Source organism: Streptomyces sp. 1331.2, from assembly GCF_900199205.1.
Classification (GTDB): domain Bacteria; phylum Actinomycetota; class Actinomycetes; order Streptomycetales; family Streptomycetaceae; genus Kitasatospora.
This window is the reverse complement of record NZ_OBMJ01000001.1, coordinates 863,627-878,449: the sequence shown is the minus strand read 5'-3', so window position 1 is coordinate 878,449 and position 14,823 is coordinate 863,627. Positions and strand designations below refer to the sequence as shown.

14 protein-coding genes and 1 riboswitch are annotated in these 14,823 nt (G+C 73.5%); of the genes, 7 read left to right on the top strand and 7 right to left on the bottom strand.

What is annotated here, in order from left to right; translation table 11 throughout:
- Positions 1-2: 2 nt before the first annotated feature.
- Positions 3-674, bottom strand: coding sequence for a pyridoxamine 5'-phosphate oxidase family protein (locus CRP52_RS03805; RefSeq protein WP_097235086.1), 672 nt, complete (start codon positions 672-674; stop codon positions 3-5).
- Between the two features lie 34 nt (positions 675-708).
- Here CRP52_RS03805 and CRP52_RS03800 point away from each other — a divergent pair, with 34 nt between their 5' ends.
- Positions 709-2,046: an aminotransferase class I/II-fold pyridoxal phosphate-dependent enzyme gene (locus CRP52_RS03800; protein ID WP_097235085.1), complete on the top strand. Its 1,338-nt coding sequence runs from the start codon at positions 709-711 to the stop codon at positions 2,044-2,046.
- 155 nt (positions 2,047-2,201) lie between these two features.
- A complete protein-coding gene (locus CRP52_RS03795) occupies positions 2,202-3,395 on the top strand; it encodes a GDSL-type esterase/lipase family protein (RefSeq protein WP_257032269.1) in 1,194 nt (397 codons plus the stop codon).
- A gap of 108 nt (positions 3,396-3,503) precedes the next feature.
- Here the strand turns inward: CRP52_RS03795 and CRP52_RS03790 are convergent, their stop codons facing one another.
- Positions 3,504-4,862 carry an NAD(P)/FAD-dependent oxidoreductase gene (locus CRP52_RS03790; RefSeq protein ID WP_097235084.1) on the bottom strand — a complete coding sequence of 453 codons (1,359 nt, stop codon included), beginning with the start codon at positions 4,860-4,862 and terminating at the stop codon, positions 3,504-3,506.
- Between the two features lie 182 nt (positions 4,863-5,044).
- Here CRP52_RS03790 and CRP52_RS03785 point away from each other — a divergent pair, with 182 nt between their 5' ends.
- From CRP52_RS03785 to purB, 4 genes are all read left to right on the top strand, one after another.
- Positions 5,045-5,800, top strand: a complete 756-nt coding sequence (locus CRP52_RS03785) for a HipA family kinase (protein ID WP_179852678.1) — start codon at positions 5,045-5,047, stop codon at positions 5,798-5,800.
- Positions 5,797-6,213 carry a DUF3037 domain-containing protein gene (locus CRP52_RS03780; RefSeq protein ID WP_097235082.1) on the top strand — a complete coding sequence of 139 codons (417 nt, stop codon included), beginning with the start codon at positions 5,797-5,799 and terminating at the stop codon, positions 6,211-6,213. The genes CRP52_RS03785 and CRP52_RS03780 overlap by 4 nt, the downstream gene beginning before the upstream one ends.
- Positions 6,214-6,362: 149 nt before the next feature.
- Positions 6,363-6,818 carry a MarR family winged helix-turn-helix transcriptional regulator gene (locus CRP52_RS03775; RefSeq protein WP_097235081.1) on the top strand — a complete coding sequence of 152 codons (456 nt, stop codon included), beginning with the start codon at positions 6,363-6,365 and terminating at the stop codon, positions 6,816-6,818.
- Between the two features lie 72 nt (positions 6,819-6,890).
- Complete coding sequence (purB, locus tag CRP52_RS03770; RefSeq protein ID WP_097235080.1) at positions 6,891-8,321, top strand: adenylosuccinate lyase; 1,431 nt, start codon at positions 6,891-6,893, stop codon at positions 8,319-8,321.
- 7 nt (positions 8,322-8,328) lie between these two features.
- Here the strand turns inward: purB and CRP52_RS03765 are convergent, their stop codons facing one another.
- Positions 8,329-9,867 (bottom strand): MFS transporter, encoded by a 1,539-nt coding sequence (locus CRP52_RS03765; protein ID WP_257032268.1) that lies wholly within the window; start codon positions 9,865-9,867, stop codon positions 8,329-8,331.
- 312 nt (positions 9,868-10,179) lie between these two features.
- Positions 10,180-10,360, top strand: a riboswitch (cyclic di-AMP (ydaO/yuaA leader).
- Positions 10,361-10,362: 2 nt separating this feature from the next.
- Between CRP52_RS03765 and CRP52_RS03760 the strand changes: the two genes are divergently transcribed.
- Positions 10,363-11,337, top strand: coding sequence for a M23 family metallopeptidase (locus tag CRP52_RS03760; RefSeq protein ID WP_097235079.1), 975 nt, complete (start codon positions 10,363-10,365; stop codon positions 11,335-11,337).
- A gap of 249 nt (positions 11,338-11,586) precedes the next feature.
- Here the strand turns inward: CRP52_RS03760 and CRP52_RS03755 are convergent, their stop codons facing one another.
- The 4 genes from CRP52_RS03755 to CRP52_RS03740 form a co-directional block, all read right to left on the bottom strand.
- The gene (locus tag CRP52_RS03755; RefSeq protein WP_097235078.1) at positions 11,587-12,306 is read right to left on the bottom strand and encodes a DUF2470 domain-containing protein; all 720 of its coding nucleotides are present in this window, start codon (positions 12,304-12,306) and stop codon (positions 11,587-11,589) included.
- Between the two features lie 138 nt (positions 12,307-12,444).
- Positions 12,445-12,873 carry a RidA family protein gene (locus tag CRP52_RS03750; protein WP_097235077.1) on the bottom strand — a complete coding sequence of 143 codons (429 nt, stop codon included), beginning with the start codon at positions 12,871-12,873 and terminating at the stop codon, positions 12,445-12,447.
- A 32-nt stretch (positions 12,874-12,905) separates the two neighbouring features.
- A complete protein-coding gene (locus CRP52_RS03745; RefSeq protein WP_097235076.1) occupies positions 12,906-13,655 on the bottom strand; it encodes an IclR family transcriptional regulator in 750 nt (249 codons plus the stop codon).
- 31 nt (positions 13,656-13,686) lie between these two features.
- On the bottom strand, positions 13,687-14,790 hold the full coding sequence (locus CRP52_RS03740; protein ID WP_097235075.1) for a sugar kinase: 1,104 nt from the start codon (positions 14,788-14,790) through the stop codon (positions 13,687-13,689).
- Between the last annotated feature and the right edge of the window lie 33 nt (positions 14,791-14,823).

Here is a 14,823-nt window from a genome sequence, read left to right as displayed (position 1 = left end):
CGTCAGCGCGGGTAGCTGCGCAGGTGCGCGGGGAGCGGGACGGTGCGGTCGTCGTGCGGTACGGGGGTGCCGTGCACGGTGGTGACCGGGATCAGGCCGGACCAGTGCGGCAGGTCGGCGTCCTCGGCGTCGTCGGAGGCGTCGTCGTCGCGGGTCTTGGCCGAGACCTCGTCCAGCTCCAGCCGCAGGACGGCGGTGGCGGCGAGCTCCTTGGCGTTGGCCGGGCGGACCTCGGACGAGCGGCCGGGTATCGCGTGGTCGACCAGGGCGGCCAGCGCGACGTCCAGCTCCTGCGGGTCGGTGACCTGGTGGGCGGTGCCGTGGGCGACGACCGAGCGGAAGTTCACCGAGTGGTTGAACGCGGACTTGGTCAGCACCAGCGCGTCGACCTGGGTGACGGTGACGCAGACCGGCATGCCCTGCTCGCCGGAGGCGCTGCGCATCGGGCGGCTGCCGGTGGAGCCGTGGACGTAGAGCCGGCTGCCGACCCGGGCGTAGATCGTCGGCAGGACGACGGGGGCGCCGTCGACGACGAAGCCGAGGTGGCAAATGTAGGCGCTGTCGAGGATGGCGTGGATCGCCTCCTGCTCCCAGGTGGCCCGGTCCTTGTAGCGGGTCGGGGTCGTCCTGGGGGTGCGGGAGTAGCTGGGCGAGCCTTCCGTGGTGTCTGACATGACATCCTCTACGTACTAGTGCATAATTTGGTTTGTGCTAGGAGACTATCCGCTGAAAGGGCGACGCGCCAGCGAAATCGCGGCGCACATCGAACAGGGCGTGAGCAGCGGACTCCTCGCCCCGGGGACCGCGCTGCCCCCGCTGCGCGACCTCGCCGCCGAACTCGGCGTCAACCCCAACACCGTCGCCGCCGCCTACCGACTGCTGCGCGACCGCGGCGTCATCGAGACCGCCGGCCGCAAGGGCAGCCGGATCCTCCCCAGGCCCGCGCTCACCCCGCGCGACCAGATCGCCATCCCCGTCCCGCCGAACGCCCGGGACCTCTCCGGCGGCAACCCCGACCCGGCGCTGCTGCCCGACCTCGGCCCGGCCCTCGCGGCCGCCGCCGAGGCCGCCCGCGCCGACCCCGTCCTGTACGGGCACTCGGCGGTCGACCCCGCCCTGCTCGCGCTGGCCCGCGCCTCCTTCGAGGCCGACGGCCTGCCCGGCGGCCCGATCGTCGTCGCCTCAGGCTCGCTCGACACCATCGAGCGCATCCTCGGCGCCCGGCTGCGCCCCGGCGACGCGGTGGCCGTCGAGGACCCGGGCTGGGGCAGCCTGCTCGACCTGCTGCCCGCGATGGGCCTGCGGCAGGTGCCCGTCCGGCTGGACGACGAGGGCCCGCTGCCGGACGCCCTCGCGGCGGCCCTGGCGGAGGGCGTCCGGGCGGTGGTGGTCACCAGCCGGGCGCAGAACCCGACCGGCGCCGCGCTCACCGCCCGCCGGGCCGAGGCGCTGCAGGCCGTGCTGGCCGGGCACCCCGGGGTGCTGCTGATCGAGGACGACCACGGGCACGGCATGGTCGACCAGCCGTACCACCCGCTGGTCGGGGCCGACACCCGGCACTGGGCGGTGGTGCGCTCGGCGGCCAAGGCGTACGGGCCGGACCTGCGGGTCTCGGTGGCCGTCGGAGACGAGGAGACGATCGGACGGGTCGCCGGGCGGCTGCGGCTGGGCGCCGGCTGGGTCAGCCACCTGCTGCAGCGCACCGTCGCCGAGCTGTGGCGCAGCGACGCCGTGCCGGTCGCGCGGGTGGCGGCCGTCTACCGGGCCCGGCGGGACGCACTGTTGGGCGAGCTGGCGGCGCACGGGATCGAGGCGCACGGGCAGAGCGGGCTGAACGTCTGGGTGCCGGTGCCGGACGAGACCTCGGCGCTGGCGGCGCTGGTGCAGCGCGGCTGGGTCGCGGCGCCCGGTGCCCGGTACCGGATCCAGTCGCCGCCCGGGCTGCGGGTCACCACTGCGCAGCTGGAGGCGGCACAGGCGCGGGAGTTGGCGGAGGACCTGGCGGCGGTGCTGGGGGCCGGCCGCGGCGGGTCGCGGTTGGTCTGAACCCGTCGGTAACAAAGCGGAAACCTGCTGCAGATACCTAGCGGTAACAGGCGCGGCCATGTCATCTTCATCGCGCCACCGGCCGGCGGCCCACCCTCACCTACGCGTCTTCCCGCGCCCCACACCACGGGAAGACCGAGCCGCAGGAGTTCCGCGTGCCCGAAAACAGTTCGAGCATCACCCGCAGTGCACCGCGACTCGGCCGACGGCTGCTCACCGCAGCCTTCGCCCTCCCGCTCGCCGTCGCGGGCCTGGCCGTCGCCGCACCGGCCCACGCCGCCCCGACCGCGGTCCCCTCCGGGCCCACCGCCAGCGTCTCGCTCGGCGACAGCTACATCTCCGGCGAAGCCGGACGCTGGAAGGGCAACTCGGCCGGCACCAGCGGCAGCCGCAACGGCACCGACCGGGCCTGGACCGGCAGTTCGTACGACCCCTCGCGCGTCTACGGCACCACCGCGGCGAGCGGCTGCGACCGCTCGGACGTCGCCGAGGTGCTCAGTGCCTCCACCGGCGCCCAGAACGAGATCAACCTGGCCTGCTCGGGCGCCGTCACCGCGAACGTCTTCCGCGCCGCCAACGGCGGCCAGTCGTACAAGGGCGAGGCCCCGCAGGCCGACCAACTCGCCACCGTGGCACGGCAGAACAACGTCAAGCTGATCACCCTGTCGATCGGCGGCAACGACCTGGGCTTCGCGGACGTCATCTCCACCTGCGTGCAGGACTACCTGATCTGGTACTCCTACTGCCACGACTCCGCACAGTCCTCGATCGACGAGAAGATGTCCACCGCGATGGCCGGGGTCGGCAAGGCGATCGACGAGGTCCGCGCGGTGATGGCCGACGCGGGCTACGCGCGGACGGACTACCGGCTGGTGCTCCAGTCCTACCCGTCGCCGATCCCGCGCAGCGCCGAGATGCGCTACCCGGAGAGCGGCTGGACCCGGTCCAACACCGGCGGCTGCCCGTTCTGGGACGGTGACGCCGACTGGGCCCGCGACTCGCTGGTGCCGCAGATAACCCAGGCGCTGGCGGGTGTCGCCGCCGCCAAGGGCGCGCAGTTCCTGGACCTTTCGGACATGCTGCAGGGCCGCGAGGTCTGCTCGACGGCCACCAGGCAGCCGACCGCCACCTCCGGTCCGTCCGCGACCACCAGCGAATGGGCGCGCTTCCTCGACGGCGGGCTCAACTCCACCCAGGGCGCGCTGCAGGAGTCGATGCACCCCAACTACTACGGCCAGTCGGCGGTCGGGCGCTGCCTGACGCTCCTCTGGGCCCGCCCGGGCGGTGACTACTCCTGCCGCAACACGGCCGGGCAGGACGCGAGCGGGATGTACCTGACGGCGCGATGAGCGTGATGTGGCCGGGTGACCGCGCGATGACCGCGTGACGACCGCGTGATCCGGCGCCCCCTCGGCCGAGGCTGCGGGGGCGCCGGAACGGTGTCCCGGGCCCCCGGGTCAGCCCTTGGCGAGCAAGGACTGGGCGTGCGCCCGTACTTGATCCTTCGTCAGATAGGCGTCGGTGTACTCGAAGTCCTGCAGTCGGGCGGGCTGGCGGGCGAGGAAGCCGGTGCGGACGAAGTCGTCCCCGGCCGTCGCGTTGAGCAACCAGTTGGCGCCCACCCGGAACTTGGCCGCGTTGGTGCGCATCGCCATCAGGTGGTAGCCGCGCGCCACCAGCTGGGCGGGCACCCCGCGCAGCTCGATGCCCAGCGGCTTGGACACCGCGTCCTTGCCGCCGAGGTCCACCACCAGGCCCAAGTCCTTGTGGTAGTACGGCTCCAGGGGCTGGTTGCGGAGCGAGGAGATCACGTTGTCGGCCACCGCGCGGCCCTGCCGAGCGGAGTGCTGGGCGGTCGGCGGGCAGACCGCGCCGTCGCCCTTGGCGAGGTCCGGCACCGCGGCGGCGTCACCCAGCGCGAACACCCCCTCGAACTGCGGCACCCGCATCTCTGCCGTCACGGCGAGCCGGCCGCGGACCGTCTCCGCGTCCAGCGTGCCGATCAGCGGGCTCGCGGCCACGCCGGCCGTCCAGATCAGCGTGCGGCAGGGCAGCACCCGGCCGTCGGTGAACTTGACGGACTCGGCTCCGACTTCGGCCACCGAGACGCCCAGCGACACCTCGATCCCGCGGTCGCGCAGCACCTCCAGGGCGGCCTCGCCGAGCGGGTCGCCCAGCTCCGGCATCAGCTTCGGGGCGATGTCGATCAGGTGCCACTTGATCTGCCGGGCGTCCAGACGCGGGTAGCGCAGCGCGGCGGCGGTGGTCAGCCGCTGCAGGCAGGCGGCCGTCTCGGTGCCCGCGTAACCGCCGCCGACCACCACGAACTGCAGCCGGGACTCGCGCTCCTTCTGGTCCAAGGTGGCCGAGGCGAGGTCGAGTTGGGCGATCACGTGGTCGCGGACGTAGGCCGCCTCGGCGAGCGTCTTCATGCCGCGGGCGTAGTCGGTGAGGCCGGGGATGTCGAAGGTGCGGGTCACGCTGCCCGGCGCGAGCACCAGGACGTCGTACTTCTGCGCGACCACCTCGTCGGTGATCTTGCGGACGACGAGGACCTTGGAGGCCGGATCCACACCGATGGCGCCGCCGGGGACGATGTGGGTGCGGCGCAGCGAGCGGCGCAGGGAGACGGCCACGGACTGCGGGGTGAGGACGCCGGCGGCGACGTGGGGGAGGAGGGGGAGGTAGAGCTGGTAGCTGAACGGCGTGACCAGCGTGATCTCGGCCTCCGCGGGCGAGAGCTTGTGTTCGAGGCGGCGGGCGCACTCCAGCCCGGCGAAGCCACCGCCCACGATCAGGATCCGAGGTCGTTCCATCGCTCATCCCTTTGCGGTGAAGGTCCCGATTACTGTCCGCCACACTCGCACGGAGCAGCGGGGGGTGCCACTGGGGTGGGGCGGATGAGGGAGAGGGGGACTGGGCGAAGGGGACTGGACGAAGGGGATGGGAGGGGTCGTCGGCGTATGGCAGGGCGTGTGGCACCGATAGGCTGTCGGTCGTGCTACCCGAGGTGACGGCGATCCGGTACGTGACGCCACTGCGAGAAGGCGGCTCGATGCCGGGCCTGGTCGAGGCCGATGATCGGCGGCTCTACGCGCTGAAATGGGTCGGTGCGGCGCAGGGGCGCAAGGCGTTGGTGGCGGAGGTGCTGGCCGGGGAACTGGGGCGGCGGCTCGGGCTGCCGGTGCCGGCGCTGGTGACCGTGGACCTGGACCCGGTGCTCGCGCGCAGTGAGCCGGACCACCAGATCCAGGACCAGATGCGGGCCAGCGGTGGGACCAACCTCGGCATGGCCTTCGTCAGCGGTGCGCTCAACTTCGACCCGCTCTGCTTCGAGGTGGATCCCGAACTCGCGGGCCGGGTGCTCTGGTTCGACGCGCTGATCGGCAACGTGGACCGGTCCTGGCGCAACCCCAACCTGCTGGTGGCCACCGGCGGGCTGCGGCTGATCGACCACGGGGCGAGCCTGATCTTCCACCACAACTGGTCGGGTGCCGCGGCCTGGACCCGCCGACCGTACGACGCCTCCGACCACGCCCTGTTGCTCGCCCGGCCGGATCTGGCGGCGGCGGACAAGGCGTTGGCGCCGGTCGCGGAGGTGGCGATCGAGGACGCGGTGGCGCAGATCCCCGAGGTCTGGCTGATGGACGAGTTCGGCTTCGACTCGCCCGACGAGGTGCGCGCCGCGTACCGTGCCCAGCTGACCGAGCGACTGGCCGGTCCGCGTGACTGGCTGCCGGAGGTGCCCGCATGACCGAGTCGTCGACGCCCGCGCTGCCGGCCACCGTCGAGCTGCACGACTACGAGTACGCCGTGATCCGTGCGGTGCCGAGGGTCGAGCGCGGGGAGTGCGTCAACGTGGGGGTGCTGCTGTACTGCCGGCAGAGTTCGCACCTGGCGGCGCGCACCCACCTGGACCAGGCCCGGCTGTTGGCGCTGGACCCGGTGGCGGACGTGCACGGGGTGCGGCGGGCGCTGCACGGGATCGAGGCGGTCTGCCAGGGCGGCCCGCAGGCCGGGCCGGCGGCCGGGGACAGCCCCGGGCAGCGGTTCCGCTGGCTGACCGCGCCGCGCAGCGCGATCGTCCAGCCGGGGCCGGTGCACACCGGGTTGACCGCGGACCCGGAGGCGGAGCTGCGGCGGCTGTTCGACCAGCTGGTGCTCTGACCGCGGCTGCAGCTGCGGCCGGGGCCGCGCGCGGGTGCGGTGCGCGGGGGCGTCGGCCGGGAGAGGTGGGCGGGTGTGTGAGGCGGCTCGCCGACGGTTGCCCCGGTCAAAGCTTGAGTTGCTGAAGCACCTGGTCGTACTCTGACCCCATGGGTTCGACAGCGACGACGACCGTACCGACCAACGCCGAGCTGATGGAGGCCTTGGCCGCCGTCGGCGCCGCGTACTTCCAGGACTTCGCGGCGGCCGCGGCCCGGCACGGGCTCTCCTCCTCGCAGGCCAAGGCGCTGGGCGCGGTGCAGGAGCCGGTGCCGATGCGTGCGCTGGCCGGGCGGCTGGGCTGCGACGCGTCGAACGTCACCGGGATCGTGGACCGGCTGGAGTCGCTGGGCCTGGCCAACCGGGCGGCGGCGGCCGGTGACCGCCGGGTGAAGATCGTGGTGATCACGACCGAGGGCCGGGAGATCCTGAACCGCATCCGGAGCGAGATGGCCCGCACCCACCAGGCCTTCGAGGCGATGACCGACGAGCAGCGGATCGCCCTGCACTCGATCTGCGGGCAGGTGCTGCCCGTCCTGGCCGGCCGTACGGTTGCGCCGCAGTAGCGCCAAGGCTCTACGGGCGTAGCGCGTTGGCGGCTGCAGGGGGCGTGACCTCGGCTGTTAGGCTTGCGAAGCGTGAGCGCGAAGCCCCAGATCCCCAATGTCCTGGCCTCCCGGTACGCCTCGGCGACCCTGGCCCAGCTCTGGTCCCCCGAGCACAAGGTGGTCCTTGAGCGCCACCTGTGGCTCGCCGTCCTGAAGGCGCAGCAGGACCTCGGCGTCGAGGTCCCGGCGACCGCCGTCGCCGACTACGAGCAGGTGATCGACCAGGTCGACCTCGGCTCGATCGCCGCCCGTGAGCGGGTCACCCGCCACGACGTGAAGGCCCGGATCGAGGAGTTCAGCGACCTCGCCGGCCACGAGCAGATCCACAAGGGGATGACCTCCCGGGACCTGACCGAGAACGTCGAGCAGCTGCAGATCCGCCAGTCGCTGGAGCACGTGCGCGACCGCACGGTGGCCGTCCTGGTGCGCCTGGCCAAGCTGTCCGCCCAGCACTCCGAGCTGGTAATGGCCGGCCGCTCGCACAACGTGGCCGCGCAGGCCACCACCCTGGGCAAGCGCTTCGCGTCGATCACCGACGAGCTGCTGGTCGCCTTCCGCCGCCTGGAGGAGCTGATCGCCCGCTACCCGCTGCGCGGGATCAAGGGCCCGGTCGGCACCGCCCAGGACATGCTGGACCTGCTCGGTGGTGACACCGACAAGCTCGCCGAGCTGGAGCGCCGGGTCGCCGCGCACCTCGGCTTCGACCATGTGCTGACCAGCGTCGGCCAGGTCTACCCGCGCTCGCTGGACTTCGAGGTGCTCACCGCCCTCGTCCAGCTGGCCGCCGCGCCGTCCAGCCTGGCCAAGACCATCCGCCTGATGGCCGGCCACGAGCTGGTCACGGAGGGCTTCAAGGAGGGCCAGGTCGGCTCCTCCGCGATGCCGCACAAGATGAACACCCGCTCCTGCGAGCGCGTCAACGGCCTGGCCGTCATCCTGCGTGGCTACGCCTCGATGACCGGCGAGCTGGCCGGCGACCAGTGGAACGAGGGCGACGTCTCCTGCTCGGTGGTGCGCCGGGTCGCGCTGCCGGACGCCTTCTTCGCCTTCGACGGCCTGCTGGAGACCTTCCTGACCGTCCTCGACGAGTTCGGCGCCTTCCCCGCCGTGATCGAGGCCGAGCTGGACCGCTACCTGCCGTTCCTCGCCACCACCAAGGTGCTGATGGGCGCGGTGCGCGCGGGCGTCGGCCGGGAGACCGGGCACGAGGTCATCAAGGAGCACGCCGTCGCCTCCGCGCTGGCGATGCGCGCGGGCGCCCGGGAGAACGAGCTGCTGGACCGCCTGGCCGCGGACGAGCGGATCCCGCTGGACCGTGCCGCGCTGGACGCGCTGCTGGCCGACAGGCTCTCCTTCACCGGCGCGGCCGGCGCCCAGGTCGCCGAGGTGGTCCGCCAGGTGGAGGCCGTCGCGGCCGCCTACCCGGAGGCTGCCAAGTACGCTCCGGGCGACATCCTCTGACGGTTCGTCAGTTCTCGGACGAGGGCCCCGCTGCCGGACCGGTGGCGGGGTCCTCGTGCGACTGGACGTGGCCCGGGTCGAACGGCGGGGTGGTGGTCCCGCAGGGCCAGTCGCAGCTCGGCTCGGCCACCGGACGCTCCTCGGCGGCCAGGACGTTGCCGCGGACGGTGGTGAAGGCGATCAGCCCGCCGGCGGCCAGCAGGCCCGCGCAGATCAGCATCGCGGTGTGGAAGGCGGAGTCCACCGCCGACGGCACCCGGTAGGCGTTGCCGCTCAGCCCGGCCAGCGCCGGGAGGGCGGCCACCGCGAGCAGTCCGGCCGCGCGGGCGGCGGCGTTGTTGACCCCGCTGGCGATGCCCGCGTGCCGGACCTCGACGGCGGCCAGCACGGTGGCCGTCAGCGGTGCGACCAGCAGGGTCATCCCGCAGCCCATCACCGTGACGGCGGGCAGCACGTCCGCCCAGTAGGAGGAGCCCGGGCCGATGCGCAGTATCAGCAGCACTCCGGCGGCGCACAGCAGCGGGCCGATGGTGAGCGGGATCCGCGGGCCGATCCGCTTGCCGAGGCGCCCGGCGCGGGCCGACAGCGCCAGCATCAGCACCGTGATCGGCACCAGTGCGAAGCCCGAGACCAGCGGCGAGAACCCGGAGACGATCTGCAGCTGCACCACCAGCAGGAAGAAGACGCCGCTGAATGCCGCGTACACGCACAGGGTGACCAGGTTCACGGCGGTGAACAGCCGGGAGGAGAACAGCCCGAGGGGCAGCATCGGCTCGACCGCGCGCCGTTCGACGGCCAGGAACACGGCGCCGAGCAGTACGCCGATCGCCCCGGTGGCCCAGACCACGGGGGACAGGCCCTCCCCGGCCGCGGTCAGCGCGTAGGTGAACGCGCCGAGCGCGAGCGCGGCGAGCACCGCGCCGAGCACGTCGAAGCGGCCGGTGGCGCTCTCGTCCCGGCTCTCCGGTACGGACCGGGTGGTGACGGCGATCACGGCGGCGGCGAGCGGCAGGTTCAGCAGGAAGATCCAGCGCCAGCCGGGGCCGTCCACCAGCCAGCCGCCGAGGAAGGGGCCGACCGCGGCGGCCACCCCGCCCAGGCCGGACCAGAGGCCGACAGCCGCCGAACGGTCGTCAGGATGGAAGACCGCCTGGAGCATGGCGAGCGAGCCCGGGGTGAGCAGCGCCCCGCCGATGCCCTGGACGGCGCGCGCGGCGATCAGCACCTGGATGTTCGGTGCGGCGGCGCAGGCCGCGGAGGCGACGGCGAACCAGACCACGCCGATCAGGAAGACCCGGCGCCGCCCGTAGCGGTCGCCGAGTGCGCCGCCGAGCAGGATCAGGCCCGCCAGGGTGAGCAGATAGGCGTTCAGCGTCCATTGCAGGGACGCGAGGGAGGCGCCGAGGTCGGCGCCGATGCGGGGCAGGGCGACGTTCACGACGGTGCCGTCGAGCATCGCCATGCTGGAACCGAGCACTGTTGCCAGGAGTACCCAGCGACCCTGTGCGGTGCCCAGGCGCAGGGTGCCGGCTTCGGAGGTGGCCACGGCCCGATCCTGCGCCCCGTGGGGCGTACGTGACAAGGCTCACCGGAGGGCGTGTCCGTCGTTGACGCTCGGTGGGTGGGGGGTTGCGCAGCGTCGTGGAGTTCGGCGCAGGGTCGTGGATCAGTGGCGCGGGGTGAATGGATTGTGTACGGATCGTGCGGCGCGACGTGCGGAGGGTGACCGGGGGGTGGGGGATGGTTGCCCGTTCAAGAGATCGACATTGCTTCACCCGAACGGATGGGTTTTAGTTCAGCGACCGCCCGGCCAGCCCGGACGGATCCACCGGGTGGAACGCCGAGTCCTGCCGCTGCCCGGTGGCTCGCACTGAACTCTGTACGGCAGGAGCGGGGGACCCACAGGTAAGTCGCCGGACCGGAGTTCGCGCCTCAGGGCGCGGGCGTCCAGGGCCGGCTCGGGGTGAAGCCGCGCATGCGGCCGGGCAACTCCAGCCCGAACCCGACAGCTCACCTCGCAGGCGTCGGAGAGGAAACTTCCATGCCTGCTCAGGCTCGTCGTATCACCCTGCCCCGCGCCGCCCGCATCGGCATCGCGACCGCCGTCACCGGCGTCTCCTTCGCCCTCCCGCTCGTGACCGCGATGAACGCCCAGGCCCACACGGCCCCGGTCGCCCCGGTCACCCAGGCCGCCGCCGGCACCGAGGCCAAGCCCGCCGCCGGCACCGAGGCCAAGCCCGCCGCCCAGGCCGCCGCCGCGCACGAGAGCTACCGCGTCGTCAGCGGCGACACCCTGTCCAAGATCGCCGACGCCAAGCGCGTCGAGGGCGGCTGGCAGGCGCTGTACGAGCAGAACCGCTCGGTCGTCGGCGCCAACCCGAACCTGATCTTCCCGGGCCAGCAGCTCGCGATCGCCGGCCACGCCGCCGCGCCGTCCGCGGACGCCGCCCCGGCGAAGCCCGCCGCGCCGGCCACCCAGGCCGCCGCCAAGCCGCAGGCCCAGCTGCAGGTCACGACCGAGGTCGCCAAGCCGTCCGCCCCGGTGCAGACCCAGGTGCAGACCGCCGCTCCGGCCCCGGCCGTGACGGCCGCTCCGGTCGCCGCCACCTCCGGCTACGTCGCGCCGCTGGCCCACCCCGTCCTCGGCGAGGCCTACGGCGTGGCCGGCTCGATGTGGGCCTCCGGCCACCACACCGGCCAGGACTTCGTCGCCTCCACCGGCACCCCGCTGCGCGCCGTCGCCAACGGCGTCGTGGTCAAGGCCGGCAACGGCGGCGCCTACGGCAACGAGGTCGAGATCAAGCTCGCCGACGGCAAGTACGCCCAGTACGCGCACCTCTCGTCGATCGGCGTGTCGATCGGTCAGACCGTCACCGTCGGCCAGCAGATCGGCCTCTCCGGTGCCACCGGCAACGTGACCGGCCCGCACCTGCACTTCGAGATCCGTACCGGTCCGGAGTACGGCTCGGACATCGACCCGGTCGCCTACCTGCGCGCGCACGGCGTCGCGCTCTGACCTGTCGGGGTCTCAGGAACCACCGCTGCTGCGGAGCGAATCGATCCTCCGGGATGGTCATGTCGGGTGACCGCTCGACCGGGTGATCGCCGCACGGCGGACATGGGCGCGGGACACGCCCAAGGCCGGCCCGGCTCGCGGGACACAACCCCCTCGCGAGCCGGGCCGGCCGCTGCCGTTTTCCGGCCTTCGGTGGCTGTGGCGTTCGGTGGCGTTCGGTGGCTGTGGCGTTCGGCGGCTGGCGTTCGGTCAGCCGCGGTGGGCGGGCTGGCCGTACCGGGCGGCGGACAGCAGGTCGTGCATCCGGTGGCCGAAGTCCTCGGTGTCGCGGGCCGGTTCGGGGAAGGCCAGGCGGACGTCTCGGTGGCCGTCCGGGTGGTCCAGGCGCAGCACCAGGCCGTGGCGGTCCAGGGCGAGCGGGCGGACGTCCGGGGTACGGGCGAGCAGGGCCGGGTCGAGCAGGCGGGTGAGCACGTCGAAAGCGTCGGCGTGGTCGTCGGCGAGGTGGGTGAGCAGTGCGGCCTCGTGCCGGGCCAGCGGGTCGGCGGTGGCGCGGGCGAGGTCGGCGGCGGTGATCGCGCCGGTGCTGTACGGGGTGGCGAGGACGGCGTGGGCGACGTCCACGTGCAGGTGGACGGTGAGGCCGTCGTCGGCGAGGTGGGCCAGGTGCAGCCGGCCGGCCAGGGTGAGGCGGGCACGGACGCGGTCGCGGACGGCGACGGGGGAGACGTCGGTGACGTCGAGGACGACGGCGAGGCCTTCGCCGGCCCGGGCGGCGGCCGCGGTGAGCGGGGCGTCCAGCGGGGCGCGCAGCCGAAGGCGGGAGCCGTGGACGGAGACCGGGGTGTCCAGGTCGTGGCGCTCGCCCAGGGCGCGGACGGTGAGCGAGGAGGTCGCGCCGAGGAGGCTGTGGATCCGTTCGGCGGTGGTGGGCTCGGGTGCCTCGGTGTCGCCGGGGGGCAGGCTCATGGACGGACCTCCAGTTGGTTAGGTGAGGCTAACCTAATGTCCGTTGAGGGGTGTGGCAAGCAGGCGTCCGCGGGGTGGTGAAGGGCCCGCCGGCCGTCGGGCCCTTCGGGGTGGTGGCACGAGTGGTCTTGCGGGGCGTCAGGAGACGACGGCCTGGGCGTCGATCTCCACCAGCATCGGCTCCTGCGGGAGTTCGACGAAGATCGTGGTGCGGCAGGGCTTCACGCCGCCCGGCTTGATGTTCTCCTCGATGAACTCGGCGTAGACCTCGTTCATCAGCGGGAAGTCGGCGCGCTTGGTGAGGTAGACGCGGAACATCACCACGTCCTCGATGGTGGCGCCGCCGGCCTCGACGATGGCCTTGACGTTCTCCAGGGTGCGCCGGGTCTGCGCCCGCACGTCGCCGGGGTGGAGGTACTCGCCGGTCGCCGGGTCCTGCGGGCCCTGGCCGGAGACCTGCAGGATCGGGCCCTTGCGGACGCCCTGGGAGAACATCCAGGCGGGGGCGGGGGCGCCGTCGGTGCGGATCTCGACCTTCTCGGCGGTCCGGGGGTGCTCGGAGCTCATGGGGTACGGGGTTTCCCTTCGGTGACTGACCGTCAGTTCTGGTCGGGGCGGCCGCAGTCGGCCGAAATCGCGCAGGCGGTGGCGAGCAGCTGGGGCAGGAGGTCCAGCACCTGCTCGTACGGCAGGACGACGTCCGGGACCGAGATCGAGGCGGCGGCGACGACCCGTCCGCTGGCGTCCCGGATCGGTGCCGCCACGCAGTTGATGAAGGACTCGTGCTCGGCGTGGTCCTGCGCCCAGCCCTGGGCGGCGACCTTCTCCAGCTCGGCGAGCAGTGCCTCGGGCGTGGTGAGGGTGCGTTCGGTGTGCGGGGTGAAGTCGATCCCGGCCACCACCCGGCGCCGCTCGGGCAGCGGGAGGTCGGCCAGCAGCACCTTGGAGACGGCGGCGCTGTGCAGCGCGGCGCGCAGGCCGATCCGGGAGTACATCCTCACCGGGTGGCGGGAGTCGAACTTGTCGATGTAGACCACCTCGCCGCCCTCGTACGCGGCCAGGTGCACGGTCTGGCCGGTGGCGGCGTTCAGCTCGGCCAGGTGCGGGCCGGCGATCCGGCGGATGCCGCGCTGCTCCAGGGCCAGGCCGGAGAGGGCGAAGAGGCCGGCGCCCAGGTGGTACCGGTAGGCGGCGTCGCGGTAGACGAATCGTTCCTCTTCGAGGCTCTGGAGGAGTCGGAGCACGGTCGTCTTGTGGACGCCGAGCACCTCGGCGAGCTGGTCGAGGGAGCGTTCGCCCTCGCCGAGTTCGGCGAGGATGCGCAGGGCGCGGGTGACGGTCTGGCTCATCGTGCTCCGCTTCGGGGGCTGGGGGGCTCGCTCATTGTGCCCGGGCCTGACGGGAGGGGATGCGTACGGTCGGTGGGCAGGCAGGGCCGGTGATGCCGTCCGCGGTAACCCGGGTGGCGGCCCAGTCCGTGGGGGAGGCGTCGAGCAGTGCGGCCACCGCGGCGGCGGGCGGCAGCTCGGCCTGGTCGCCGTGGGCGGTCAGCGCGCAGGCGGCGCTCAGGTGGCCGAGCCGCAGCCGGCGGCGCTGGTCCAGGCCCCGTACGGCGCCGGCCAGGTAGCCGGCCGCGAAGGCGTCGCCCGCGCCGGTGGCCTCGACCACCTCGACGGCGAGGGCGGGCTCGGTGACCGCCGTACCGTCCCGCTCCAGGGCGGTGACCTGCCGGGCGGCGTCCTTGACCACGAGGGTGGCGGGCGAGGGGAAGAGGCGGCGCAGGGCGGCCGGGTCTCCGGTGCCGAGGGCGGCCTGGGCCTCGTCGCTGCCGAGCAGCAGCAGGTCGGCGGCGTCCAGCAGCGGTGGCAGCACTGCCGGGTCGCGCTCCCGCCAGAGCGCGGGGCGCCAGTTGAGGTCGAAGCTGACCAGCCGGCCCGGCCGGCGGTCGGCGAGCAGGGCGGAGAGCAGCTCCAGGCAGTCGTCGGAGAGCGCGGCGGTGATGCCGGACAGGTGCAGCAACCGGGCGCCGGCGAGCAGCGCGGCGGCGGCCGGCTCGGCGAGCAGGGCGGGGGAGAGCGCAGCGGCCGCCGAGCCGCGCCGGTGGTAGTGCAGCCGGCTGCGGCCGGGCCCGAGGTCGTGGTGGTGGCCGGTGCTGCCGCCGACCTCCTTGAGGTAGAGGCCGGTCGGGCGGTGCGGGTCGACGGTGACCGCCGAGACGTCCACCCCGCGGGCGGCGACCTCGGCGAGCAGCCGGCGGCCGAAGCCGTCGTCGCCGACCCGGCTGATCCAGGCGGTCGGTACGCCGAGCGCGGTCAGGGCGCCGGCCACGTTGGACTCGGCGCCGCCGACGGAGAGCCGGAAGTTCTCCACGGACTCCAGCGGGCCCGGGCGGTCCGGGAGCAGGACGGCCATCGACTCGCCCACGCACACGGCCGTCGGGGGAGGGCCGGGGCGGGTCGAGCCCTGGGTGTCGTGTCGCGGCATGTGCTGGGCTCCTCGTCTGGGGCCGTTCCGTCC